This is a genomic window from Micromonospora sp. NPDC093244 (assembly GCF_040683695.1).
Lineage (GTDB): Bacteria > Actinomycetota > Actinomycetes > Mycobacteriales > Micromonosporaceae > Micromonospora.
The window spans coordinates 1647213-1670090 of the sequence record NZ_JBFBEO010000001.1; the positions used below are offsets into that span (position 1 = coordinate 1647213).

18 protein-coding genes, 1 pseudogene and 1 riboswitch are annotated in these 22878 nt (G+C 74.7%); of the genes and pseudogenes, 14 read left to right on the forward strand and 5 right to left on the reverse strand.

Annotated elements, in window-relative coordinates:
* The first annotated feature begins 62 nt into the window (after positions 1–62).
* Positions 63–959, forward strand: coding sequence for an aldo/keto reductase (locus AB0N27_RS07290; protein ID WP_364364529.1), 897 nt, complete (start codon positions 63–65; stop codon positions 957–959).
* Between the two features lie 11 nt (positions 960–970).
* Here the strand turns inward: AB0N27_RS07290 and AB0N27_RS07295 are convergent, their stop codons facing one another.
* The 5 genes from AB0N27_RS07295 to AB0N27_RS07315 all read right to left on the reverse strand — a co-directional run bounded on the left by AB0N27_RS07295 (position 971) and on the right by AB0N27_RS07315 (position 5780).
* Entirely contained in the window at positions 971–1636 is a 666-nt protein-coding gene (locus AB0N27_RS07295) for a hypothetical protein (protein ID WP_364364531.1), read from the reverse strand.
* Positions 1637–1653: 17 nt separating this feature from the next.
* The gene (gene helR, locus AB0N27_RS07300; protein ID WP_364364533.1) at positions 1654–3804 is read right to left on the reverse strand and encodes an RNA polymerase recycling motor ATPase HelR; all 2151 of its coding nucleotides are present in this window, start codon (positions 3802–3804) and stop codon (positions 1654–1656) included.
* Between the two features lie 140 nt (positions 3805–3944).
* Positions 3945–4430 (reverse strand): hypothetical protein, encoded by a 486-nt coding sequence (locus AB0N27_RS07305; protein WP_364364535.1) that lies wholly within the window; start codon positions 4428–4430, stop codon positions 3945–3947.
* 74 nt (positions 4431–4504) lie between these two features.
* Positions 4505–5212: a hypothetical protein gene (locus tag AB0N27_RS07310; RefSeq protein ID WP_364364537.1), complete on the reverse strand. Its 708-nt coding sequence runs from the start codon at positions 5210–5212 to the stop codon at positions 4505–4507.
* Positions 5205–5780, reverse strand: a complete 576-nt coding sequence (locus tag AB0N27_RS07315; RefSeq protein ID WP_364364539.1) for an RNA polymerase sigma factor — start codon at positions 5778–5780, stop codon at positions 5205–5207. Before AB0N27_RS07315 ends, AB0N27_RS07310 begins: the two co-directional genes overlap by 8 nt.
* Positions 5781–5906: 126 nt before the next feature.
* On the opposite strand from AB0N27_RS07315, the gene AB0N27_RS07320 reads away from it, so the two are divergent.
* The 13 genes and pseudogenes from AB0N27_RS07320 to cobA all read left to right on the forward strand — a co-directional run bounded on the left by AB0N27_RS07320 (position 5907) and on the right by cobA (position 22878).
* Positions 5907–6242 carry a hypothetical protein gene (locus AB0N27_RS07320; RefSeq protein WP_364364542.1) on the forward strand — a complete coding sequence of 112 codons (336 nt, stop codon included), beginning with the start codon at positions 5907–5909 and terminating at the stop codon, positions 6240–6242.
* A gap of 285 nt (positions 6243–6527) precedes the next feature.
* Positions 6528–6657: riboswitch (cobalamin riboswitch) on the forward strand.
* Between the two features lie 286 nt (positions 6658–6943).
* Positions 6944–10612 (forward strand): cobaltochelatase subunit CobN, encoded by a 3669-nt coding sequence (cobN, locus tag AB0N27_RS07325; RefSeq protein ID WP_364364545.1) that lies wholly within the window; start codon positions 6944–6946, stop codon positions 10610–10612.
* Positions 10609–12801, forward strand: coding sequence for a VWA domain-containing protein (locus AB0N27_RS07330; protein WP_364364547.1), 2193 nt, complete (start codon positions 10609–10611; stop codon positions 12799–12801). Before cobN ends, AB0N27_RS07330 begins: the two co-directional genes overlap by 4 nt.
* A 63-nt stretch (positions 12802–12864) precedes the next feature.
* Positions 12865–13476 carry a cob(I)yrinic acid a,c-diamide adenosyltransferase gene (cobO, locus tag AB0N27_RS07335; protein WP_364364549.1) on the forward strand — a complete coding sequence of 204 codons (612 nt, stop codon included), beginning with the start codon at positions 12865–12867 and terminating at the stop codon, positions 13474–13476.
* Positions 13470–14828: a cobyrinate a,c-diamide synthase gene (locus tag AB0N27_RS07340; RefSeq protein WP_364364551.1), complete on the forward strand. Its 1359-nt coding sequence runs from the start codon at positions 13470–13472 to the stop codon at positions 14826–14828. Before cobO ends, AB0N27_RS07340 begins: the two co-directional genes overlap by 7 nt.
* Positions 14825–15559, forward strand: a complete 735-nt coding sequence (gene cobI, locus AB0N27_RS07345; RefSeq protein ID WP_364364553.1) for a precorrin-2 C(20)-methyltransferase — start codon at positions 14825–14827, stop codon at positions 15557–15559. Before AB0N27_RS07340 ends, cobI begins: the two co-directional genes overlap by 4 nt.
* Positions 15556–16389 carry a precorrin-4 C(11)-methyltransferase gene (gene cobM / locus AB0N27_RS07350; protein ID WP_364364555.1) on the forward strand — a complete coding sequence of 278 codons (834 nt, stop codon included), beginning with the start codon at positions 15556–15558 and terminating at the stop codon, positions 16387–16389. The genes cobI and cobM overlap by 4 nt, the downstream gene beginning before the upstream one ends.
* A complete protein-coding gene (locus AB0N27_RS07355; protein ID WP_364364558.1) occupies positions 16386–17537 on the forward strand; it encodes a cobalt-precorrin-5B (C(1))-methyltransferase in 1152 nt (383 codons plus the stop codon). Before cobM ends, AB0N27_RS07355 begins: the two co-directional genes overlap by 4 nt.
* Positions 17525–18751, forward strand: coding sequence for a precorrin-6y C5,15-methyltransferase (decarboxylating) subunit CbiE (gene cbiE / locus AB0N27_RS07360; protein WP_364364561.1), 1227 nt, complete (start codon positions 17525–17527; stop codon positions 18749–18751). Before AB0N27_RS07355 ends, cbiE begins: the two co-directional genes overlap by 13 nt.
* Positions 18748–20475 (forward strand): precorrin-3B C(17)-methyltransferase, encoded by a 1728-nt coding sequence (cobJ, locus tag AB0N27_RS07365; RefSeq protein WP_364364564.1) that lies wholly within the window; start codon positions 18748–18750, stop codon positions 20473–20475. The genes cbiE and cobJ overlap by 4 nt, the downstream gene beginning before the upstream one ends.
* Positions 20463–20624 (forward strand): annotated as a pseudogene (locus tag AB0N27_RS07370) (4Fe-4S binding protein); the annotation flags it as partial. The gene cobJ and the pseudogene AB0N27_RS07370, both read left to right, overlap by 13 nt.
* A gap of 32 nt (positions 20625–20656) precedes the next feature.
* Positions 20657–21253 (forward strand): precorrin-8X methylmutase, encoded by a 597-nt coding sequence (locus AB0N27_RS07375; protein ID WP_364364567.1) that lies wholly within the window; start codon positions 20657–20659, stop codon positions 21251–21253.
* The gene (gene cobA / locus AB0N27_RS07380) at positions 21250–22878 is read left to right on the forward strand and encodes a uroporphyrinogen-III C-methyltransferase (protein WP_364364569.1); all 1629 of its coding nucleotides are present in this window, start codon (positions 21250–21252) and stop codon (positions 22876–22878) included. The genes AB0N27_RS07375 and cobA overlap by 4 nt, the downstream gene beginning before the upstream one ends.

Here is a 22878-nt window from a genome sequence, read left to right on the forward strand (position 1 = left end):
GGCGAGCGGTATCGGGTGCGCGGCCGACTGCGCCGCGCCCCCCGCCTCGCTACGGTCGCCCGATGCCAACCGACGAGATCACCGCCGCCGCGGCGGGCACCTGGACCCTCGGCGACCGCACGGTGCACCGCATGGGCTTCGGCTCCATGCGGATCACCGCGAACCCCGACCGCGACCGCGCCGTGGCGCTGCTGCGCCGCGCCGTGGAGCTGGGCGTCAACCACATCGACACCGCCGCCTTCTACGTTTCGCCAGGTGGAACCCTGCGCGTCGGAACCGGCCCGGTCCGGTACGCCACCGAGCTGATCCGCGCGGCGCTCGCCCCGTACCCGCGGGATCTGCTGATCGTCACCAAGGTCGGTTTCGGGTACGACCCGCAGGCCGGCTTCACCGAGGCGTTCACCCCTGCGCAGTTGCGCGCGCAGGTGGAGGAGAACCTGCGTCGGCTCGGCCTCGACCAGCTGGACGTGGTGAACCTGCGCCTCGGCCGGGGGCCCGGCCCGGTGCCGCTGGTCGACCGGTTCGGCGCCCTCGCCGAGCTGCGCGCCGCCGGGCTGATCCGCCACCTCGGGCTCTCCAACGTCCGACCCGAACAGCTGGACGAGGTGGCGGGCATCGCGCCTGTCGTCTGCGTGCAGAACAACTACGGGGTCGACGCGTACCGGGAGCAGGACCCGTTCGTCCGCACCTGCGGCGAGCGGGGCATCGCCTACGTGCCGTTCTTCGCGGTCGCCGGCACCGGCCGGGAGAAGGGCGCGAGCGCCGACCAGGGCGAGGCCGTCGAGGCGGTCGCGCGGGCCCACGGCGTCACCCCCCATCAGGTACGCCTGGCCTGGACCCTGCACCAGGGCCCCCACGTGCTGGCCATCCCCGGCACCGGAGACGTCGCGCACCTCACGCAGAACATCGCCGCGGCGTCCCTGCGCCTGACCCCCGAGGACCTGACCCGTCTGGGCTGACCCCGCCCGGGTCAGGGGTGCAGCCAGACCCGCAGGGGGCCCAGCGGGGCGAAGCCGGCCTCGACCGCGAGGGCCAGGTCCATGCCGGATTCGTAGCCGACAAGGGCGACGCCGGGCAGCGTGGCGAGCACTCCTCGCCAGATGTCAGCGGGATCTCCGGTGCGGGTGAACACGTTGGAGACCCCGACGACACCCTCGCCGCTGACCACCGCACCACCGGTGACCGCGCCCCGCTCGTCGTAGCGGGCCAGCACCCGTACCCGGGGGTTGGTCAGCAGTCGCGGGCGGAACAGCTCCCCACCGCCGTGCGCCGCCGCCCAGGCGGCCAGCCGTTGCGCCGTGTCCACAGGCGCGAGTGGCGTGCCGGCTGGTCCGTCGGCGGGTGGGCGGTGGATCCACTGGGCGTCGAAGAGCACCTCGAAGCCGTGGCCGGAGAGATCGAGGTCGGCGAAGCTGTCCTTCACCGACGCGCCGGCACCTCCCTCGATCCGGTCCAGCAGGGCATCGGGGTCGACGCCGGGGCGCAGGGTGACCGCGTCCGGATACCACTGTGGGGAACGGCGGGGGACCGACCAGGCGTCGGCGTCGATCCGGCCGGCCGACCCGTGGCTGGCGCAGAGGGCGGCGCACCAGTTGGCGTTGTCGCGGGCCGCCGCCTCCCGCACGTCCCGGGGCACGCCCCGCAGCCTAGGACTCACGGCGTGAGGACCACCAGTTGCTGGGTCGCCCGGGTCATCGCGACGTAACGATCAACCGCCCCCTCGATCCCGTCGCCCAACGAGTCCGGGTCGACGAGGACGACCAGGTCGAACTCCAGGCCCTTGGCCAGCTCCGGGCTCAACGAACGCACGCGTGCCGTCCCGGTGAACGTGGGGTCACCCACGACGCAGGCGATCCCGTCGGCGTGTGCGGCGAGCGAGTCGTCGAGGACCGCGTCCCGGTCGGCCACCGACCGGTGTACGACGGGAACACCGTTGCTGCGGACGGAGGTGGGGACGTTGGCGTCCGGCAGCACGGCCCGGATGACCGGCTCCGCCTCCCGCATGACCTCCTGCGGCGTGCGGTAGTTGATGCCCAGCGACGCCAGCGTCACCCGGTCGAGTCCGATCCGTTCCAGCCGTTCCTGCCACGACTCGGTGAACCCGTGCCGGGCCTGGGCGCGGTCGCCGACGATGGTGAAGCTCCGCGACGGGCAGCGCGACAGCAGCATCTGCCACTCGGCGTCGGTCAGCTCCTGGGCCTCGTCCACGACGATGTGCGCGAACGGGCCGGCCAGCAGGTCCGGATCCACGCTGGGCAGCGCGGACTCGTCGACAAGGGCGTCCTGAAGGTCCAGTTGGCGCAGGCTGGCCAGGACGCCCTCACCGTCGTCATAGGTGTGGGCCTCGATGAGCTCGTCGACGACCGAGGCCATGCGCGCGCGTTCGGCGGCGACCATCGCCTCGTGCCGACGGTCGCGCCGCGACGCCTCCGGGTCGCCGAGCCGCTGTCGTGCCGCGTCCAGCAGGGGCAGGTCGGCCAGGGTCCAGGCCCGGGCATCGGCACGCCGGAGCCGGCCGACGTCGTCGGGGCCGAGCCAGGGGGCACACCTGCGCAGGTACGCGGGCACCGACCACAGGTCGGCGACGAGATCGGTCGCGTCGAGCAGCGGCCAGGCGCGGTTGACGGTCGTCCGCAGTTCGCTGTTGGAGAGCAGCGACGCGCGGACCACGTCGTCCGGCTCGTCCCCGTCGTACCTCTCCAGCAGGATCGTGAGCAGTTCCTCCCAGATCTCGTCACGCGCCTCGTTGTGCGGGGTGCCCGGTCCGGGCGCCCGGAACGCCTCGGCCCAGTCGTCCGCGTCCAGCCGGATGTCGGCGTCGCCGGTCGTGACCGTCAGCGGCTGGTCCGGCGGCTCCTCGTAGAACCGGACGGCCTCCTCGATCGCCGTCACCAGGCGGGCGGAGGACTTCAGCCGGGCCACCTCCAGGTCCGCCTCGGCCACCGCAACGGCGCCCTCCGGGACGAGGTCCCGCAGGGTGCAGGTCTGCACGTCCTCCTCGCCGAGGCTGGGCAGGACGTCGGAGACGTACGCCAGGTAGGGCTGGTGCGGCCCGACGAACAGGACGCCGCCGCGCCGTTGGCCCAGGCGGGGGTCGGAGTAGAGCAGGTAGGCGGTCCGGTGCAGGGCGACGACGGTCTTGCCGGTACCCGGACCGCCGTCGACGACGAGGGCGCCCCGCGAGCCCGCCCGGATGATGGCGTCCTGGTCGGCCTGGATGGTGCCGAGCACGTCGCGCATCCGGGCCGACCTGTTGCCCCCGAGGGTGGCGATGAAGGCCGACTGGTCGTCGAGGGCGGCGTGCCCCTCCAACCCTTCCGGGGTGAACACCTCGTCCCAGTAGTCGCTGATCCGGCCGCGTGTCCAGCGGTAGCGGCGACGGCTCGCCAGTCCCATCGGGTTCGCGTGGGTCGCGCCGAAGAACGGCTCGGCCGCCGGGGAACGCCAGTCCAGCAGCAGTCGACGCCCCGCGCCGTCGGTGAGGCCGAACCGTCCGACGTACACCGGCTCGGGGTCGTCCGCGTGGACGATCCGTCCCAGGCACAGGTCCAGGCCGAAGCGGCGCAGCGCCCGCAGGCGGGCGGTCAGCCGCCGGACCTCCTCGTCCCGGGCCACCGCCTGCCGTCCCTTGCCGGCGGGTGCCCGACGCTCGACGTCGAGGCGGTCGGACAGCTCGGCGATCGACCTGTCGAGACTCTCCGCGATGGCCGCGAAGTGCTGCTCGTCGCGGGCGATCAGCGCCGGGTCCGCCTTGGGGGAGAGGTGGTCGGGAAGGTCGAACACGCTGGCGATCTGGTGGCTCACGCCGTCTCCCGTTTCCGCAGGTCATGGGTCCGAGGCGCAATTCTGCGGTACGTACCGGGCCTTGCGGCAAGTCCCCCTATGCGGTATATGTTGGCAATGGAGGGGAGCTGGGTGGTCGCTCTCCTGTCCGATCAGCCCGATCAGGGCGTCCGCTCCGCGTAGACCAGGTCCATCGTGTCGGTGTGCCCGGCCCAGCGCAGGTCGAGGTGCCAGCACCCCGCCCGCGGCATGTCGATGATCGACGGGCCCGGACCGCCGGGGACCTCGTGGGTCACCCGGGTGTCCGTGCCGTCCAGCGTCGCGGTGATCACCAGGGTGGACGGCTCCGTGGTGCGGGCCACCCAGAGGATCTTGTTGGTCGACCCGTCCGGCCTCGCCTGCGCCAGGGGGTGGGTGAACAGCACGCCCAGGATGTCGCCCTTCGCGCCGAAGACGTGCGGGGCGCGGGTGTCACCGTGGAACCCGGTGTCCGCCCAGTCGGGCAGCGCTCCCGTCTCGACGCGCGAGTGACAACCCGCGCCCGTCGAGCCCGCCCCGGGCGTGACAGGTGTCGCCGGCCGGTCGCCGGCCGCACACCCCGCCAGCAGGAGCGCCGACCCCAGCGTGAACCTGACCCAGGCAGCCATGTCGCCCTCCGGTACATCGAGGAAACCACGTCGTGTGTCGCACCTTCTCGACACCGCTCGGGGCCGGCGGGTTCCTACGTCATCGACCGGGCGATGTCGATCGCCTCCAGCTTGGTGAGGTCCCCCTCGAGCCGGTAACTCACGCCGTCCGCCTGCCAGATCAGGGTCGAGGCGGCCAGCCGGGCGGTCTCCTGGCGCACCTGCCCGGCACGGTCCACGTAGGACAGGACGTGTGGGTTGGCGACCCAGACGGCGAAGTCCCCGTTGACCTGGACCCACTCCGCGTCCGGTCGGACTGTCTCCTTGTGGAAGGACAGGTTGAGGCGGCCGTCGAAGGCGTCGACGCGCAGCGCGCCCCCTCGGTAGAGCAGCGTCGCGACCCGGTGGGCGCCTGTGGCGTCGGGGTCGGCGACGAGCACCTGCTCGGGCGGGCCGAGCTTCGCCGGTACGCGGATCGGAAAGCGCACCGCCCGCTGCGCCTCGTCCAGCCCTGACGTCCGCTGCGACGGCAACGGCGACGGGGTGCCGGCGGGCCGGCCCGACGACGGGGAGATGCTGACTCCCGCGAAGCGCAGCAGACCGCCAACGGCGTCGGCGACGGCGGCCCGTGTCGGCGGCAGCACCGCCACCAGCAGGGCGGCGAGTGCCGCGGCGGCGTACGCGCGCCACAGGTGTCGCCGGGGCGCGGCCAGCCGGGCGCGCACGCGTGCTGTCACGTCCGGTGGGTCGGGCGTCTCCAGCCAGGCGGCGAGGTCGCGGAGGTCCTTCTCAAGGTCATCCATGCCGGACCTCCTCGCGGTCCAGCAGGCCGCGGAGTTTCGCCAACGCCCGTGACGTCCGCGACTTCACCGTGCCCCGGGGCCAGCCCAGCGCCTGCACGGTCTCCTCCTCGCTGAGGTCGAGGAAGAACCGGCAGACGATCACCTCGCGGTCGCGTACCGGAAGTTGGCGCAGCGCCCGCACGAGCGCCGCGCGCCGTTCCCCGGCGAGGACCGCGCCGACCGCCCCGTCCTCGGCGGCCTCCGACGCCGGGCTGGCGGCCGCCGCGCGCAGGAAGAGCCCCTCCCGACGGCTGCGCGTACGGTGCAGGTTGCGCGTCTCGTTGGCGACGATCGCCAGGAGCCAGGACCGGAAGGACGACTCACCGCGATAGCGGGCGAGTTTGCGGTACGCCTTCACGAACGCCTCCTGGACGATGTCCTCGGAGTCCGATCCCGCACCGAGCAGCACCGCCGTCCGGTACGCGGACGCGGTGTGCCGGGTGACCAGGAGGTCGTACGCCTCCAGGTCACCTGTTCGGGCGCGGGTGACGAGAACGTGGTCGTCCAGGGGAGCCTCCGGTTCGATCACCCTCATGACACCGCACGGGGGCTGCGGGTTCCACCCAGCGCGGGTCAGCTTGCTCCCATCCGACGTGCAGGGTGTTGCCAGGAATCGGTGCTGCACTGAGGGGAGCGTCGAGGAAAGGGGTGGGCCATGGGCTGGTTCAGTAGGCGGGCACGGGGTGCCGAGGCGACCCCCACGAAGCTGGACCGGGAGGCGACCCGCGACGACCTCGCCGCGCTGGAGGCGTTCGTCACCAGCCGGCGGGGGGTGGAGTTCTACCTGGAGCCGGAGACCACCGCCACCGACACGACAGTGGTGGCGATCGCCCACGACGGGGAGTGGATCCGCCGCCGCACCGGCACGCCACGGGCGGCGGGCGCCATTGCCCGAAAGCACGCGGTGCCGCTGTACGAGGCGGGGCGTACCGGCTACCCCGAGCGGATGCGGGTGTGGAGCCGGGCCCACCCGGAGCGCCACGCCCGCTGAGACTCCGCCGCCAAGAAGCCCAGCACCGCCGGCCAGCGCGGCGGGGGCCGGAGTGCCCTGCCCCTCCTTTGCTCTGCTTACCGATAAGCGGCAGTAACGCTCCCTTTCTGGTGCGTATGGGTAAGCAGAGCAAAGGATGTCGGGCATTGATCCGGGGTATCGAGGTCGGATGATCCGCTGTCGCGGCGACAGCTGAAGCTCGGTGACGCACACCCGCTCGGCCGGCCGGAGCGGCGTTGACCCGCAGCGCAGGGGTGTGGCAGCATTCGCAGCCTGACGGCAGTGAAGGAAGTCGGTGCGAATCCGACGCGGTCCCGCCACTGTCACCGGGGAGCGATCCCCCCTCGTGAGTCACGGCCGTGTGTCTGCGGTTGGAAGGCCGGGGGAGAGCGTCGATCCGGAAGCCAGGATACTTCGGCCGTCGGATGTACCCCAGGGCGTGGACACCCGAGGAGGACCCGATGACGCAGGGCGTCTCTGTCACCGACGAACACCGTCGTGACCCGAGCGGCGACCGATTCGCCGCACCCGTAGCCGCGCACCCTCCCGCCGTTCGTCGCTGAGTTCCGTACCGCGTCGCCCGTCGTCGCCGGCCCCGCGCCAGTGAGCCGGTCGGGTCGCGGTACCCGCCGAACGCTGCGCCCATCCCACGTCGACAGCCGCCTCCGCGAGCCTGTGGACGTTACTGTCCGGAGCCTGCCGTGCGCACTCTGCTACTCTCCACAGCCGACACCGATCTGCTGGCCGCCCGCGCCAGCGACGCCGACTACCGCCTCGCCAACCCCGCACGGGTCGCGGCCGACGAGGTGCCCGCCCTGCTCGACGGGGTCGACCTGGCCGTCGTACGCCTGCTCGGAGGCCGACAGGCGTGGCCCGACGGGCTCGCCGCGGTGCTCGCCAGCGGACTGCCCACTGTCGTGCTCGGCGGTGAGGCGGCGCCCGACGCGGAGCTGATGGCCCTGTCCACGGTGCCGTCCGGAGTGGCCACCCAGGCCCTGGCGTATCTCGTCGAGGGCGGGCCGGACAACCTGGCGCAGCTCGCCCGGTTCCTCGGCGACACGGTCCTGTTCACGGGCGAGGGCTTCGCCCCACCGGTACGCACACCGGCGTACGGCGTGCACGGCGCGCACCTGGCCGACCCGTACCTGCCGACAGTGGGGATCGTCTTCTACCGGGCACACGCCCTGGCCGGCAACACCGGATTCGTCGACGTGCTCGCCGACGCGGTACGCGACGCCGGCGGCAATCCGCTGCCGATCTACTGCGGCTCGCTGCGCGGGCTGAGCGCCGGCACCGAACCGCTCGGGCTGTTCACCCGCTGCGACGCGCTGCTCGTCACCGTCCTCGCCGCAGGTGGCGCGGTCGCCGCCGACGCCTCCGGCGGCGGGGCCGAGGACGCCTGGGACGTGGGAGCCCTCGCCGCCCTGGACGTGCCGGTCATCCAGGCGCTCTGCCTCACCAGCACCCGTGAGCAGTGGGCCGGCAGCGACACCGGAATGTCCCCGTTGGACGCCGCGATGCAGGTGGCCATCCCCGAGTTCGACGGCCGGATCGTCACCGTGCCGTTCTCGTTCAAGCAGATCGACGCCGACGGCCTCTCCGTCTACGCCGCCGATCCCGAACGGGCCGCCCGGGTCGCCGGGATCGCGGTGCGCCACGCCCGCCTGCGGTACGTGCCCAACGGCGACAAGCGGATCGCCGTGGTGCTCAGCTCGTACCCCACCAAGCACTCCCGGGTCGGCAACGCCGTCGGACTGGACACCCCCGTCTCGGCGGTACGGCTGCTCGGCGCGCTCGCCGAGGCCGGCTACCACCTGGGCGACGCGCCGGTGCCCGACGACGGCGACGCGCTGATCCACGCGCTGATCGCCGCGGGCGGGCACGACGTGGAGTGGCTCACCCCCGAACAGTTGGCCGCCGCCCAGGCCCGGATGCCGGGGCGGACGTACCGGCGGTGGTTCGAGGCGGTGCCGGCCGAGCTGCGCGATCGGATGCGGGAGCACTGGGGGGAGCCGCCCGGCGAGCTGTACACCGACGGCGGCGACATCGTGCTCGCCGGGCTGCGCTTCGGCAACGTGGTGCTGCTCATCCAGCCGCCACGCGGCTTCGGGGAGAACCCGATCGCCATCTACCACGATCCGGACCTGCCGCCGAGCCACCACTACCTGGCCGCGTACCGCTGGCTGGCCGCGCCGGTCGCGGACGGCGGCTTCGGCGCGGACGCCGTGGTGCACCTGGGCAAACACGGCACCCTGGAGTGGCTGCCCGGCAAGGGCCTCGGCCTGGCCGCCGACTGCGCACCCGACGCGGTCCTCGGCGACCTGCCGCTGGTGTACCCGTTCATCGTCAACGACCCCGGCGAGGGCACCCAGGCCAAGCGCCGGGCGCACGCAGTGGTCGTCGACCACCTGGTGCCGCCGATGGCCCGCGCCGAGACGTACGGCGACCTGGCCAAGCTGGAGCAACTGCTCGACGAGTACGCGACGGTGCAGGCACTCGACCCGGCGAAGGTGCCCACCGTTCGGGCGCAGATCTGGGACCTCGTACGCGCCGCCGAACTGCACCACGACCTGCACGCCGAGGCGATGCCGGACGCGGACGACTTCGACGACTTCGTGCTGCACCTCGACGGGTACCTGTGCGAGGTCAAGGACGTGCAGATCCGCGACGGGCTGCACATCCTCGCCGCCGCGCCGACCGGGGAGCCCCGGGTCAACCTGGTCCTCGCGGTGCTGCGCGCCCCGCAGATCTGGGGCGGCGCCCACGCCCTGCCCGGTCTGCGGCAGGCACTCTCCGCCGCGTACGGACTCGACGAGCAGGAACTACTCGCGGCACCGGGAGAACGACTGGCCGTGCCCACGGCGCTCACCGACGCGGTGGACGGGCCGGCCGGCACCGCCGCCGACGCCGTCGACCTGATCGAGGCCCTCGCCCGGCGGCTGGTCGTCGGCATGGAGACCCTGCACTGGGACGTGGACGCCGCCGACGCCGTGGTCGTCGAGGTGACCGGCCAACCGATCCCGGACGCGGTCGCGGTGCTGCGCTTCGCCGCCACCGAACTGGTGCCCCGACTCGCGCGGACCACCGACGAGCTGACGAACACCCTCGGCGCGCTCGACGGCCGGTTCGTGCCGCCCGGACCTTCCGGCTCACCCACCCGGGGCCTGGTCAACGTGCTGCCCACCGGCCGCAACTTCTACTCCGTCGACCCCAAGGCGATCCCCAGCCGCAACGCCTGGGACGTCGGGGTGGCCCTGGCCGACTCGCTGCTCGCCCGGCACCTCGCCGACACCGGGGCGTACCCCCGCTCGGTGGGGTTGACCGTGTGGGGCACCAGCGCGATGCGCACCCAGGGCGACGACATCGCCGAGGTGCTCGCGCTGCTGGGCTGCCGACCGGTCTGGGACGAGCGGTCTCGGCGGGTCACCGGCGTCGAGGTGGTGCCGACCGCCGAGCTGGGCCGACCCCGCGTCGACGTGACAGTGCGCATCTCCGGGTTCTTCCGCGACGCGTTCCCGCACGTCGTGGCCCTGCTCGACGACGCCGTCCGACGGGTCGCCGCCCTCGACGAGCCGGACGCGGACAACTACCTGCGCGCCCACGTCAACGCCGACCTCGCCGAACACGGCGACGAGCGGCGGGCCACCGCCCGGATCTTCGGCTCCAAACCCGGCGCGTACGGCGCCGGTCTGCTGCCCCTGATCGACGCCCGGACCTGGCGTGACGACGCCGACCTGGCCGAGGTCTACGCGGTCTGGGGCGGCTACGCGTACGGCCGGGGCCTGGACGGGCGGGAGGCGCGCGCCGACATGGAACGCTCGTTCGCCCGGATCGCGGTGGCCGTGAAGAACCAGGACACCCGCGAGCACGACATCGTCGACTCCGACGACTACTTCCAGTACCACGGCGGGATGGTGGCGATGGTCCGCCACCTCACCGGCACCGCCCCGCAGGCGTACGTGGGTGACTCGGCGATGCCGCACGACGTGCGGACCCGCACGTTGGGTGAGGAGACCCGGCGGGTGTTCCGGGCCCGGGTGGTCAACCCGAAGTGGATCGCCGCGATGCGCCGGCACGGCTACAAGGGGGCGTTCGAGCTGACCGCCACAGTGGACTACCTGTTCGGCTACGACGCCACAGCCGGCGTCGTGGACGACTGGATGTACGAGCACCTGGCCGCCGCGTACCTGTTCGACGAGACGACCCGGGAGTTCCTGGAGCGGTCCAACCCGTGGGCGCTGCGCGGCATCACCGAGCGGCTGCTGGAGGCCGCGGACCGGGGGCTGTGGGCCGAACCCGACCCGTCCACCCTGGACCGGCTCCGCGACACGTACCTGGCCAGCGAGGGTGACCTGGAGGACCGGGCATGACGTACCCGTTCAGTGCCGTGCTCGGCATGGCCGACATGCGGTTGGCGCTGCTGCTCAACGCGGTCTCCCCGGCGATCGGTGGGGTCCTCGTGCGTGGCGAGAAGGGCACCGCCAAGTCGACGGCCGTGCGCGCCCTCGCCGCGCTGCTGCCCCCGGTCCGCCGGGTCGCCGGCTGCCGGTTCGGCTGTGACCCGGCCGAGCCCGACCCGGCCTGCCCGGACGGTCCGCACCCGGTCGACGTGGCCGCCGAGACCCGGCCGGCCTGCCTGGTCGAGCTGCCGGTCGGCGCCGCCGAGGACCGGGTGGTCGGGTCGCTGGATCTGGAGCGGGCGATCGGCGAGGGGGTACGCGCCTTCGAGCCGGGCCTGCTCGCCGCCGCCCACCGGGGCGTGCTCTACGTCGACGAGGTCAACCTGCTGCACGACCATCTCGTCGACCTGCTGCTGGACGCGGCGGCGATGGGCCGCAGCCACGTCGAACGCGAAGGCGTCTCGGTCAGCCACGCGGCCCGGTTCCTGCTGGTGGGCACCATGAACCCGGAGGAGGGGGAGTTGCGCCCGCAGCTGCTCGACCGGTTCGGGCTCACCGTCGAGGTGGGGGCGAGCCGGGACCCGGCGGTCCGGGTCGAGGTAGTCCGCCGCCGGCTCGCGGCCGACGCCGACCCGGCCGGGTTCGCCGCCCGCTGGGCCGACGCCGACGCCGACGTCGCCCGGCAGGTGGCCGCCGCCCGTCGCCGGCTCCCCGGGGTACGACTGCCGGACGCCGCGCTGCGGCAGATCGCCGAGGTGTGCGCGGCGTTCGACGTGGACGGGATGCGCGCCGACATCGTCACGGCCCGCACGGCCCTGGCGCACGCCGCCTGGCTCGGCCGGGACCGGGTCACCATCGACGACGTACGGGTGGCCGCCCGGCTGGCGCTGCCGCACCGCCGCCGCCGCGACCCGTTCGACACGCCGGGGCTTGACGAGGAGCGCCTCGACGAGGCGTTGTGGCAGGCCCAGGACGCCCACCCCGACGACCCGGACGACGGCCCCGACGGCGGTGGCCCGGCTGACGGTGGCCCGGCTGACGGTGGTCCGGATGGCGGTGGCCCGGATGGCGGGAGCGGTCTGGGCGGCGCTGGTCCCGAGGGCGGCTCCGGGACCGAGCGCGACGCACACACCAGCCGCGACGGGGTCGGGAGCGGCGCACCCACCGGCCGAGACGGGTCCGGGCACCCGACGGCCGACGGCCCGGACGGTCTCGACGACGCCGGGTCGCCGCAGGGCGGCTCGGGCGGGCAGGTCCCGGACGCCGAGGCCGGCGGCCAGGAGGCCAGCGTCGGCGGAGAGGACGACTCGACGCGCCGGCCGGGTAACGGCGGCGACGGGCAGCCGGTTGCCGTACCCCGGGGTGGGTTGCGGGCGCGGCCGCTCACCGCGCCCGGCGTGGGCGACGGGGTGCCCGGCCGGCGGTCGCGGGCCCGCACCGGGCGGGGTCGCACCACCGGCGCGCGGGTGCCGGCGGGTCGGGTCGGGGCGCTGCACCTCGCGGCGACGGTCCGGGCGGCCGCCCCGCACCAGGCCGCCCGGGGGCGGCTCGCCGGGCCGCTGCGGTTGCGCGGCGACGACGTCCGCGAGGCGGTGCGCGAGGGTCGCGAGGGCAACCTGGTGCTCTTCGTGGTGGATGCCAGCGGTTCGATGGGCGCCCGTCAACGGATGGCGACGGTGAAGGACGCGGTGCTGGCCCTGCTCACCGACGCCTACCAGCGGCGGGACAAAGTCGCGGTGGTCGCCTTCCGGGGCGCCGACGCGCGGACGCTGCTGCCGGCCACCTCGTCGGTGCTTGCCGCGTCGACCCGGCTGGCCGAGCTGCCGACCGGTGGGCGTACGCCCCTGGCCGAGGGGCTGCTCGCCGCGGCCGACCTGCTGCGGGTGGAGCGCCTGCGCGACCCGAAGAGGCGACCCCTGGTCCTGATTGTCACCGATGGCCGGGCCACAGCCGGCACCCGCCCTCTCGACCGCGCGGCGGCGGCGGCGCAGGTCCTGGCGGCAACGGGAGCGCCCTGCGTCGTCGTCGACTGCGAGTCCGGACCGGTCCGCCTGAACCTGGCGCGTCGCCTGGCAACCCAGCTCAACGCCCCCCACCACCCCCTAGCCGCCCTAACCCACCCTGTCGCCCGCGATCTTGCATTTCCTGTCGCGGCATAACAGACGAAGTGCACATATGACAGACCGAAACTGCAAGATCGCGGGACGAGGGGGACAGCGCTGATGCCGCAGGGACAGCCGAGTCACGTGCCCGCCGACGGGTTGACCACCCGGCAGCGGCGGCACCGGCCACTGCTGATCGTCCACACCGGACAGATGAAGGGCAAGTCGACGGCCGCCTTCGGGTTGGCCCTGCGGGCGTGGACGGCCGGACTGCCGGTCGGGGTGTTCCAGTTCGTCAAGAGCGCCAAATGGCGGGTGGGGGAGGAGAACGCCTTCCGCGCGCTCGGCGAGGTGCACGAGCGTACCGGCCAGGGCGCCCCGGTCACCTGGCACAAGATGGGCGAGGGCTGGTCCTGGATCCAGCGCGGCGGCGACGCCGACCACGCCGCCGACGCCCTGGAGGGCTGGCGGCAGATCCAGCGCGACCTGGCCGCCGAGCGCTATGGGCTGTACGTGCTCGACGAGTTCACCTACCCGATGAAATGGGGCTGGGTGGACGTCGACGAGGTGGTCGCCACCCTCACCGACCGGCCCGGCTTCCAACACGTCGTGATCACCGGCCGGGACGCCGACCCGCGCCTGGTCGCCGCCGCCGACCTGGTCGCCGAGCTGACCAAGGTCAAGCACCCGATGGACGCCGGCCAGAAGGGCCAGAAGGGCATCGAATGGTGAGCGCCGAGCCGTGGCCGCTGCCCCGGGTGGTGGTCGCCGCGCCGGCCAGTGGGCACGGCAAGACGACAGTCGCCACCGGGCTGCTCGCCGCGCTGCGCCGCCGGGGCCTCACGGTCAGCCCGCACAAGGTCGGCCCGGACTACATCGACCCGGGCTACCACGCCCTCGCCGCCGGCCGCCCCGGACGCAACCTCGACCCGTTCCTGGTCGGCGCACAGCGCATCGCGCCGCTGCTGCGGCACGGCGCGAGCGTCCCCACACCCGCCGACGTCGCCGTCGTCGAGGGCGTCATGGGCCTGCACGACGGCGCGGTCGGCCGCCGCGACTTCGCCTCCACCGCCCACGTCGCCCGGCTCATCGACGCGCCGGTGCTGCTGGTCCTCGACACCACCGCGCAGGGCCGCTCGGCCGCCGCGCTGACCCTCGGCATGGCCGCCTTCGACCCGGCGGTGCGGATCGGCGGGGTCATCCTCAACCGGGTCGGCTCGCCCCGGCACGAGACGCTGCTGCGCGACGCCCTCGCCGAGGTGGGCGTACCGGTGCTCGGGGCGGTCACCCGCGCCGCCGAGGTCGCCGCCCCGGCCCGGCACCTCGGGCTGGTCCCGGTCGCCGAGCGGGCACCCGAGTCCCTGGCGATCGTCACCGCCCTGGCCGAACTGGTCGAGGCCACCGTGGACCTCGACGCGGTGCTCGACCTGGCCCGCAGCGCGGCACCGCTGACCGCCCCGGCCTGGGATCCGGTGGCCGCCGTCGGCGGGCCGGCCGGCGTCGAGCGCCCACGGGTCGCGCTCGCCGGTGGTCCGGCCTTCACCTTCTCGTACGCGGAGACCGCCGAACTGCTCACCGCCGCCGGTGCGGACATGGTCACCGTCGACCCGCTGCGTGACCCGGCGCTGCCCGCCGGCACCCGCGCGGTGGTGATCGGCGGCGGGTTCCCCGAGGCGTACGCCCAGGCGCTGGCCGGCAACGCCACGCTCCGCGCCGAGTTGGCCGACTTCGACGGACCGATCGTCGCCGAGTGCGCCGGGCTGCTCTATCTCGGGCGGTCCCTGGACGGCGTACCGATGTGCGGCAGGTTGGACCTGACCGCCCGGATGACAGGCCGCCTCACCCTCGGCTACCGCGAGGCCGTGGCGGTGGCCGACTCCCCGGTGGCCCGCGCCGGTCAGCCGGTACGCGGCCACGAGTTCCACCGCACCACCACCGACCCGGGGCACGGGGACCGGCCGGCGTGGCGGTGGGACGACGCGCGGCACGGCTTCGTCACCGGCCGGGTCCACGCGTCGTACCTGCACACCCACTGGGCCGGCCATCCCGACGCGGCCCGCCGCCTGGTCGAGGCGTGCCGATGACCGCCACGCTGACCGGGGTCGGGGTCGGGCCGGGCGACCCCGAACTGCTCACCGTCAGGGCGGTGCGGATCCTGCGCGAGGCCGACGCGGTGTTCGTACCCGTGATGGCGGACCGACCGGACGCCGGGCGGGCCGAGGCGACAGTGCGGGAGTACGTGGCGTCGGACCGGCTGCGCCGGCTTCCGTTCGCCCTGGACGACAGGGGTGGGGTGACCGCCCGACGGGCGGCCGCCTGGGACGCCGCCGCCCGCGCGGTGGTCGAGACGATCGACGCGGGCGCGCGGTCGGTGGCCTTCGCCACCATCGGCGACCCGAACGTGTACTCCACCTTCGGCTACCTGGCGCAGAGCGTCCGGGCGGTACGCCCGACGGTGAAGGTGGCGACCGTGCCGGGGGTGACCGCCATGCAGGAGCTGGCATCGCGCAGCGGCGTCCCGCTCTGCGAGGGACGCGAACCGCTCACCCTGCTGCCGGCCACCGCCGGTCTGGCGCTGTTCGCCGACGCCCTCGCGGGGCCGGGCACCGTGGTCACCTACAAGGGCTGGCGGCGTCACAGCGAACTGCTCGCCGAGCTACGCCGGCAGGGCCGCCTCGACGACGCGGTGCTCGGCCGTGGCCTCGGCCTGCCCGGCGAACACGTCGGACCTGTCGACGACACCGACCACGACCTGCCGTACCTGTCGACGCTGCTGGTCCCCGCCCGCCGCGACAACCGAGGAGGAAAGCTGTGACCAGCGACGGCACTGTGTGGTTCGTCGGGGCCGGCCCCGGCGCGGCGGACCTGCTGACCCTGCGGGCCGCCCGGGTGATCGCCGAGGCCGACATCGTCATCTGGGCGGCTAGCCTGGTGCACGCCGACGTCCTGGCCCACGCCCGCCCCGACGCGGAGGTCGTCGACTCGTCGCAGCTGCCCATCGAGGGGGTGCTGCCGCTCTACCGGCGGGCCGCCGAGCAGGGGCTGACGGTGGCGCGGATCCACTCCGGCGACCCGGCGCTCTGGGGTGCCGTGCAGGAACAGCTGGACCTGTGCCGGGCGCTTGGCCTGGCCGTCGAGATCGTGCCCGGGGTGTCGTCGTTCACGGCCGTCGCGGCGATCGTCGGTCGGGAGCTGACGGTCCCCGAGGTCGCCCAGTCGGTGATCCTCACCCGGCTCGAAGGTGGCCGGACCCCCATGCCGCCCGGCGAGCGGGTCCGGGACTTCGCCCGGCACGGCACCACCATGGCGCTGTTCCTCTCCGCCGCCCGGTCCGGTCAGGTGCAGGCCGAGCTGCTGGCCGGCGGCTACCCGGCGGACACCCCGGCCGTGGTGGCGTACCAGGCGACCTGGCCGGACGAGCTGGTGGTGCGCTGCACCGTCGGCACCCTGGAGGCGACGGTGAAACAGCACAGGCTGTGGAAGCACACACTCTTCCTGGTCGGGCCGGCCCTGGCCGCCGAGGGCACCCGCTCGCACCTGTACCACCCCGGGCACTTCCACACCTTCCGCAGGGCCGAGCCAGCCGCCCGCGCCGAGCTGCGCCGACAGGCCGGCTCCCGCGCCGGAGGAACAGGCACACAGTGACGTACGCCGAGCCGCCGCTGCGCGAGCCGGACCTGCCGCGTACCGCGAAGGTCCGGCCCACCGCGCTGCGTACCGGCTGGACCACGGGCGCCTGCGCGACGGCGGCGGCGAAGGCCGCGGTCACCGCGCTTGTCACCGGCGAGGTGCAGCCGGAGGTGGAGATCGGGCTGCCCGCCGGGCGGCGGGTGCGCTTCCCTGTCGAACGCTGCGAGGTGACCGGCACCCCACCGGTGCGCGCCGAGGCGGTGGTCGTCAAGGACGCCGGCGACGACCCGGACGTCACCCACGGTGCCGAGCTGACCGCCACGGTGGACTGGACCGACGTGCCCGGGCTGCGGCTGGCCGGCGGCGCCGGCGTCGGCACGGTCACCAAGCCCGGTCTCGGGCTCACCGTCGGCGGTCCGGCGATCAACGACACCCCTCGCCGAATGATCGGCGAGGCGGTGGCCGAGGTGGTCGACCTGGGCGAGGTAGGCGTCCGCGTGGTGATCAGCGTGCCGCGGGGCGAGATCATGGCCCGTAAGACGACAAACCGGCGGCTCGGCATCCTGGGCGGCATCTCGATCCTCGGCACGACGGGGATCGTGCGGCCCTTCTCCACCGCGTCCTGGCGGGCCAGCGTGGTGCAGGCGGTGCACGTGATGGCCGCCCAGGGCGAGCGGACGGTGGTGCTGTGCACCGGTGGGCGTACCGAGCGGGCCGCCCGCGCGCTGCTGCCGGAGCTGCCCGAGGTGTGCTTCGTCGAGGTCGGCGACTTCACCGGAGCAGCGGTGAGCGCCGCCGTGGGTGACGACATGACCGCTGTGGTCTTCGTCGGCATGGCCGGCAAACTGGCCAAACTCGCGGCGGGAATCCTGATGACCCACTACACGCGCTCCACCGTGGACCTCTCCCTGCTCGGCGCGGTGACCGCCGAGGCCGGCGGTGACCCGGAGCTGGTCGCGGCCGTGACCGGGGCGAACACCGGGCGGCACGCGTACGAGCTGTGGGAGGCCGCCGGGCTGCTCGCTCCGGCGGGGGATCTGCTCTGCCACCGGGTCCGTCAGGTGCTGCGGCGCTTCGCCGGGCCGACGGTCACCGTCGACGTGGCGATGGTCGACTTCGCGGGCTCGCAGGTGGTGGCCTCGTCCGGCCGGTGGCCCCGGTGACCCCGGCGGCAGGCGTGACGGTGGTAGGTCTGGACGCCGCCGGCGCCCCGCCACACCCCGCGCTCGCGCCGGTGCTGGCCGCCGCCGGGCTGGTCGTCGGGGCCGCCCGGCACCTGGCCTCGGTGCCCGTACCGGCCGGCGCGGACACCGTCGCCCTCGGGCCGCTCACCCCCGCCGTGCGGCGGTTGACCGGGGCTGTCGCCGCAGGGGTGCCGGCCGTCGTGCTGGCCAGCGGGGATCCCGGCCTGTTCGGCATCGTCAGGCGGCTGCGCGCGGCCGGGCTGCCGCTGCGGGTGGTGCCCGCGGTGTCCAGTGTGGCCGCCGCGTTCGCCCGCGCCGGGCTGCCCTGGGACGGCGCCGTCGTGGTCACCGCGCACGGGCGTGACCCCCGAGCCGCGGTGAACGCCTGCCGGGCGCTGCCGCTTGTCGCCGTGCTCACCGCGCCCGGCGCCGGTGCGGCCGAGCTGGGCGCCGGCCTGCTCGGCTGGTGCCGCCGCCTGCTCGTCGCCGAGCACCTGGGCACCGACGCCGAACGGGTCCGCGAGGTGACGCCCGAGCAGGCGGCTGCCGAGACCTGGTCCGACCCGCACGTGCTGCTCAGCATCGCCGACGCGGCCGACGTCGGCGCGATGCGGTCGGACAACCAGCCCGCCGCCGCCCCCACCCACGGGTGGGCGCTGCCGGAGACCAGGTACGCCCACCGCGACTCGATGATCACCAAGTCGGAGGTGCGCGCCCTCGTCGTCGCCCGGTTGCGTCCCCGCCTCGGCCGGCTGATCTGGGACGTCGGCGCGGGCAGCGGCTCGGTGGGCATCGAGTGCGCGTCGCTCGGCGCGGCCGTGCTCGCCGTCGAACGGGACACCGACTCCGCCGCGACGATCCGGGCCAACGCCGCCGCGCACGCCGTCGACGTCCGACTGGTCATCGGGCGGGCACCGGAGGCGTTGGCCGGGTTGCCCGAGCCGGACGCGGTCTTCGTCGGCGGTGGCGGGGCCGGCGTCCTCGCCGCCGTGGCATCCCGCCGACCGGACCGGGTGGTGGCCACCCTGGCCGCCCTGGACCGGGTCGGGCCGGCCGTGGGCCTGCTGCGCGCCGCCGGCTACACGGTCGACGGCTGCCAGCTCTCCGCCGCCCGCCTCGCCGACCTGCCCGGCGGGTCCATCCGCCTCGCGGCCACCAACCCGGTGGTCGTCCTCACCGGGGAGCGCCAGTGACCGACCAGAACCCGCCGGCCCGCATCGGCTTGGTGGCGGCCACCGCCGCCGGCCGGCGGCACGCCGACACCGTCACCGCCGCCTGGCCGCACGCCCGCCTCATCGAGGGGGAGAGCGTCGCCGACGCGCTGCGCGGCGCCTGGGCGGAGTGCGACGCCGTGATCGCGTTCCTGGCCACCGGCGCGGTGGTACGGATCCTCGCGCCGCTTCTCGACGACAAGCGCACCGACCCGGCGGTGGTGGTCGTCGACGAGGCGGCCCGGCACGCGGTGGCCCTGCTCGGCGGGCACGCCGGCGGCGGCAACGCTCTCGCCGAGGCCGTCGGCGCCCTGCTGGACGCCCGACCGGTGATCACCACGGCCACCGACGCGGTCGGCCTGCCGGGACTGGACACCCTCGGCTGGCCGGTGCGGGGCGCCGTCGCCGTGGTGTCCCGGGCCATCCTGGACGGTGAGCCGGTCCGGCTGGTCGCCGACGCCGACTGGCCGCTGCCCGCCCTGCCCCCGAACGTGCGCGTCACCGACGAGGACACGACTGACGGCGGACATCGGCTGCTGGTCACCGACCGGGTGGTGCCGCTCGATGGGCGGACCGCAGTGCTGCGGCCCCCGTCGCTTGTCGCCGGGGTGGGCGCGAGTCGGGGCGTACCGGCCGCCGAGGTGGCCGAGCTGCTGCACCGGGTGCTGGTCGAGGCCGGCCTCGACCCGGCGAGCCTGCGCTGCCTGGCCAGCGCCGACGTCAAGGCCGACGAGGCGGGCATCCGCGACACCGCCGACGCGCTCGGCGTACCCCTGGTGACCTGGCCGGCGACGCGGCTGGCGGCGGTGGACGTGCCGCACCCCAGCGAGGTGGTCCGCGCGGCGGTCGGCACGCCGAGCGTGGCGGAGGCCGCCGCGCTGCTCGGCCCACACGGCCGGCCCGACGACGCCACGCTGCTGGTCGGCAAGACCGCGTCGACGATGGCGACCGTGGCCGTGGCGCGGCACGCGCCGCGCGGCCGGCTCGCCGTGGTGGGGCTCGGGCCGGGAGCGGCCGACCTGCGCACCCCGCGCGCGGTCGTCGAGCTGCGACGCGCCGCCGTGGTGGTCGGCCTGGACCAGTACCTCGACCAGGTCCGCGACGTGCTCCGCCCCGGCATCCGGGTGCTGTCCAGCGGGCTGGGCGCGGAGGAGGAGCGGGCCCGCGCCGCCGTCGCCGAGGCCGCCGCCGGCCGGGCGGTCGCGCTGATCGGATCCGGCGACGCCGGGGTGTACGCGATGGCCAGCCCCGCCCTGGAGTACGCCGACGAGCGCATCGACGTGGTGGGCGTGCCCGGGGTGACGGCAGCCCTCGCGGCCGGCGCGTTGCTCGGCGCCCCCCTCGGCCACGACCACGCCTACGTGAGCCTGTCCGACCTGCACACCCCGTGGGAGGTCATCGAGCGGCGGGTGACGGCGGCTGCCGAGGGTGACTTCGTGACGCTGTTCTACAACCCGCGCAGCCGGGCGCGCGACTGGCAGCTCGGCAAGGCGCTCGGCATCCTCGCGGCGCACCGGCCAGCGGACACCCCTGTCGGTGTGGTGCGCAACGCCAGCCGCCCCGGCGAGCGGGTGCACCTGGCCACCCTGGCGACCCTGGACCCGGGGATCGTCGACATGTACAGCGTCGTGGTGGTCGGCAGCAGCGACACGAGAGTGGTGGCCGGTCGGATGGTCACGCCCCGGGGGTACCGGTGGCGCTCGTGACGATCGGCGCGTGCCAGGGCTGCGGCGCCTGCCTGCTCACCTGTCCCACGCACGCGATCCGGCCGGTCCCCGGCGGCCTGGCGGTCCGCGCCGACCGGTGCACCGGCTGCCTGGAGTGCCTGGAGATCTGCCCGGTCGACGCGATACGCGTGCTCGACCCCGACGAGCGTGGAGGAACCCGATGAGCCGGGTGGCGCACCCGATCGAGGTGGAGTCGTACCGCATCCTGCGCGAGCGCGTCGACCTGTCGCACCTGCCGCCGCTGAGTCGAGCGGTGACCGAACGGGTGGTGCACGCCAGCGCGGACCTGGCGTACGTCGACGATCTCGTCTGCGACGAGGCCGCCCTGGAGGCGGGGCTGGCCGCGCTGCGCGCCGGCGTGCCGGTGGTCACGGACGTGGCGATGGTCGCCGCCGGCATCACCCGGGCCGGCCTGGAACTGGTCTGCCCGGTCGCCGAGCCGGCCGCCGCCGAGTTGGGCCGCGCGGCAGGCATCACCCGCTCGGCGGCGGCTGTGCGGATCGCGCTGGACCGGGTCGGCCCCGGCGCGGTGTGGGTGGTTGGCTGCGCGCCCACCGCGCTCGTCGAACTGCTCACAGTGGACGCCGCGCCGGCGCTGGTCGTCGGCCTGCCTGTCGGCTTCGTGGGCGCCGCCGAGTCGAAGGCGGCGCTGCGGGCCAGCGGCCTGCCCGCCGTGTCCAACGTGGGCGAGAAGGGTGGCTCGGCGGTCGCCGCCGCCGCCCTCAACGCCCTGCTCTACGTCGAGGAGAAGTCATGACCGGATTGGTGATCGTCGGGCACGGTACGCGCAGCGCGGCCGGGGTCGACCAGTTCGCCGCGCTCGTCGAGCGGGTCCGCCGCCGCGGCGAGGTCGGCGATGTCGAGGGCGGCTTCATCGAGCTGTCCCGCCCGCCGCTCACCGACGCGGTAGGCGCGCTCGTCGCACGCGGGCACCGGAAGCTTGTGGCGTTGCCGCTGGTGCTCACCGCCGCCGGGCACGGCAAGGGCGACATTCCCGCCGCGATGGCCCGTGAGCAGGAGCGTCATCCCGGGCTGACCTACCGCTACGGTCGTCCGCTCGGCCCGCACCCGCTGCTGCACGACGCCCTCGAACAGCGCATCGACGCGGCGCTGGCGGGCACCGACCGGGCCGGCACGTGGGTGGCGTTGATCGGGCGGGGGTCCACCGACCCGGACGCCAACGCCGAGGTGGCCAAGGTCGCCCGGCTGCTCTGGGAGGGACGCGGCTACGCGGGCGTCGAACCGGGATTCGTCTCCCTGGCGCAGCCGTCGGTGCCGGCCGTGCTGGAACGGCTGCGCCGCCTCGGCGCGCGGCGGATCGTCGTGGCGCCGTACTTCCTGTTCGCCGGGGTGCTGCCGGACGGGATCGTCGCCCAGTCGGCGGAGTTCGCCGCTGCCCACCCCGACCTCGACGTCCGTGTCGCCGAGGTGATCGGCGACTGCGACGCCCTCGCCGACCTGGTGCGGGAGCGGCACGCCGAGGCGCTCGGTGGGGACATTCGGATGAACTGCGACACCTGCGCGTACCGGGTGTTGATGCCCGGCTTCGCCGACAAGGTGGGCCGCCCGCAGCAACCGCACGACCACCCCGACGACCCGGTCGGCCACCACCACCACCACGGGCACGACCACCACCGCCACGACCGGGGGTCGGTAGCCGTGGTGGGCGGCGGGCCGGGCCCCGACGACCTGATCACGGTACGCGGACAGGCGCTGCTCGACGCGGCGGAGGTGGTCGTCGTCGACCGCCTCGCCCCGCAGGGGCTGCTCGCCGGGTTGCGCCCCGACGTGCTCGTGGTCGACGCCGCGAAGGTGCCCCGGGGCCCGTCCATGTCCCAGGACGCGATAAACGCGGCCCTGGTATCGCACGCCCGCGCCGGCCGCCGGGTGGTCCGGCTCAAGGGCGGCGACCCGTACGTCTTCGGACGCGGCCACGAGGAGGTGCAGGCGTGTGCGGCGGCCGGTGTGCCGGTGACAGTGGTCCCCGGGGTGAGCAGCGCCCTCGCCGCACCGGCCCTGGCCGGCGTGCCGGTGACGCACAGGGGTGTCGCGCACGACGTCACTGTCGTGTCCGGGCATCTGCCGCCCGGGCACCCCGACTCGCTCGTCGACTGGGCGGCGCTGGCCCGCGCCCGGGGCACCGTCGTGCTGCTGATGGCAGTCGACACCATCGCGAAGATCGCGGCGGTGCTGATCGAGCACGGACGCGCCCCGGAGACTCCGGTGCTCGCCGTCCAGGATGCGGGGCTGCCCGGCCAGCGGTCCGTGCCCGCCCGGCTGGACGAGATCGGCGCGGTCGCCGCCCGGGAGGACATCCGACCGCCCGCCGTCTTCGTGCTCGGCCCGGTGGTCGCGCTCACGACCACCGGGCCGACGGGCTGA

What these genes read in the sequence shown, in the direction of transcription:
- AB0N27_RS07290 (WP_364364529.1), top strand. Translation starts at nt 63, where the DNA reads ATGCCAACCGACGAGATCACCGCCGCCGCGGCGGGCACCTGGACCCTC.
- AB0N27_RS07305 (WP_364364535.1), bottom strand. Translation starts at nt 4,430, where the DNA reads ATGGCTGCCTGGGTCAGGTTCACGCTGGGGTCGGCGCTCCTGCTGGCG.
- AB0N27_RS07310 (WP_364364537.1), bottom strand. Translation starts at nt 5,212, where the DNA reads ATGGATGACCTTGAGAAGGACCTCCGCGACCTCGCCGCCTGGCTGGAG.
- AB0N27_RS07320 (WP_364364542.1), top strand. Translation starts at nt 5,907, where the DNA reads ATGGGCTGGTTCAGTAGGCGGGCACGGGGTGCCGAGGCGACCCCCACG.
- AB0N27_RS07330 (WP_364364547.1), top strand. Translation starts at nt 10,609, where the DNA reads ATGACGTACCCGTTCAGTGCCGTGCTCGGCATGGCCGACATGCGGTTG.
- cobO (WP_364364549.1), top strand. Translation starts at nt 12,865, where the DNA reads ATGCCGCAGGGACAGCCGAGTCACGTGCCCGCCGACGGGTTGACCACC.
- AB0N27_RS07340 (WP_364364551.1), top strand. Translation starts at nt 13,470, where the DNA reads ATGGTGAGCGCCGAGCCGTGGCCGCTGCCCCGGGTGGTGGTCGCCGCG.
- cobI (WP_364364553.1), top strand. Translation starts at nt 14,825, where the DNA reads ATGACCGCCACGCTGACCGGGGTCGGGGTCGGGCCGGGCGACCCCGAA.
- AB0N27_RS07375 (WP_364364567.1), top strand. Translation starts at nt 20,657, where the DNA reads ATGAGCCGGGTGGCGCACCCGATCGAGGTGGAGTCGTACCGCATCCTG.
- cobA (WP_364364569.1), top strand. Translation starts at nt 21,250, where the DNA reads ATGACCGGATTGGTGATCGTCGGGCACGGTACGCGCAGCGCGGCCGGG.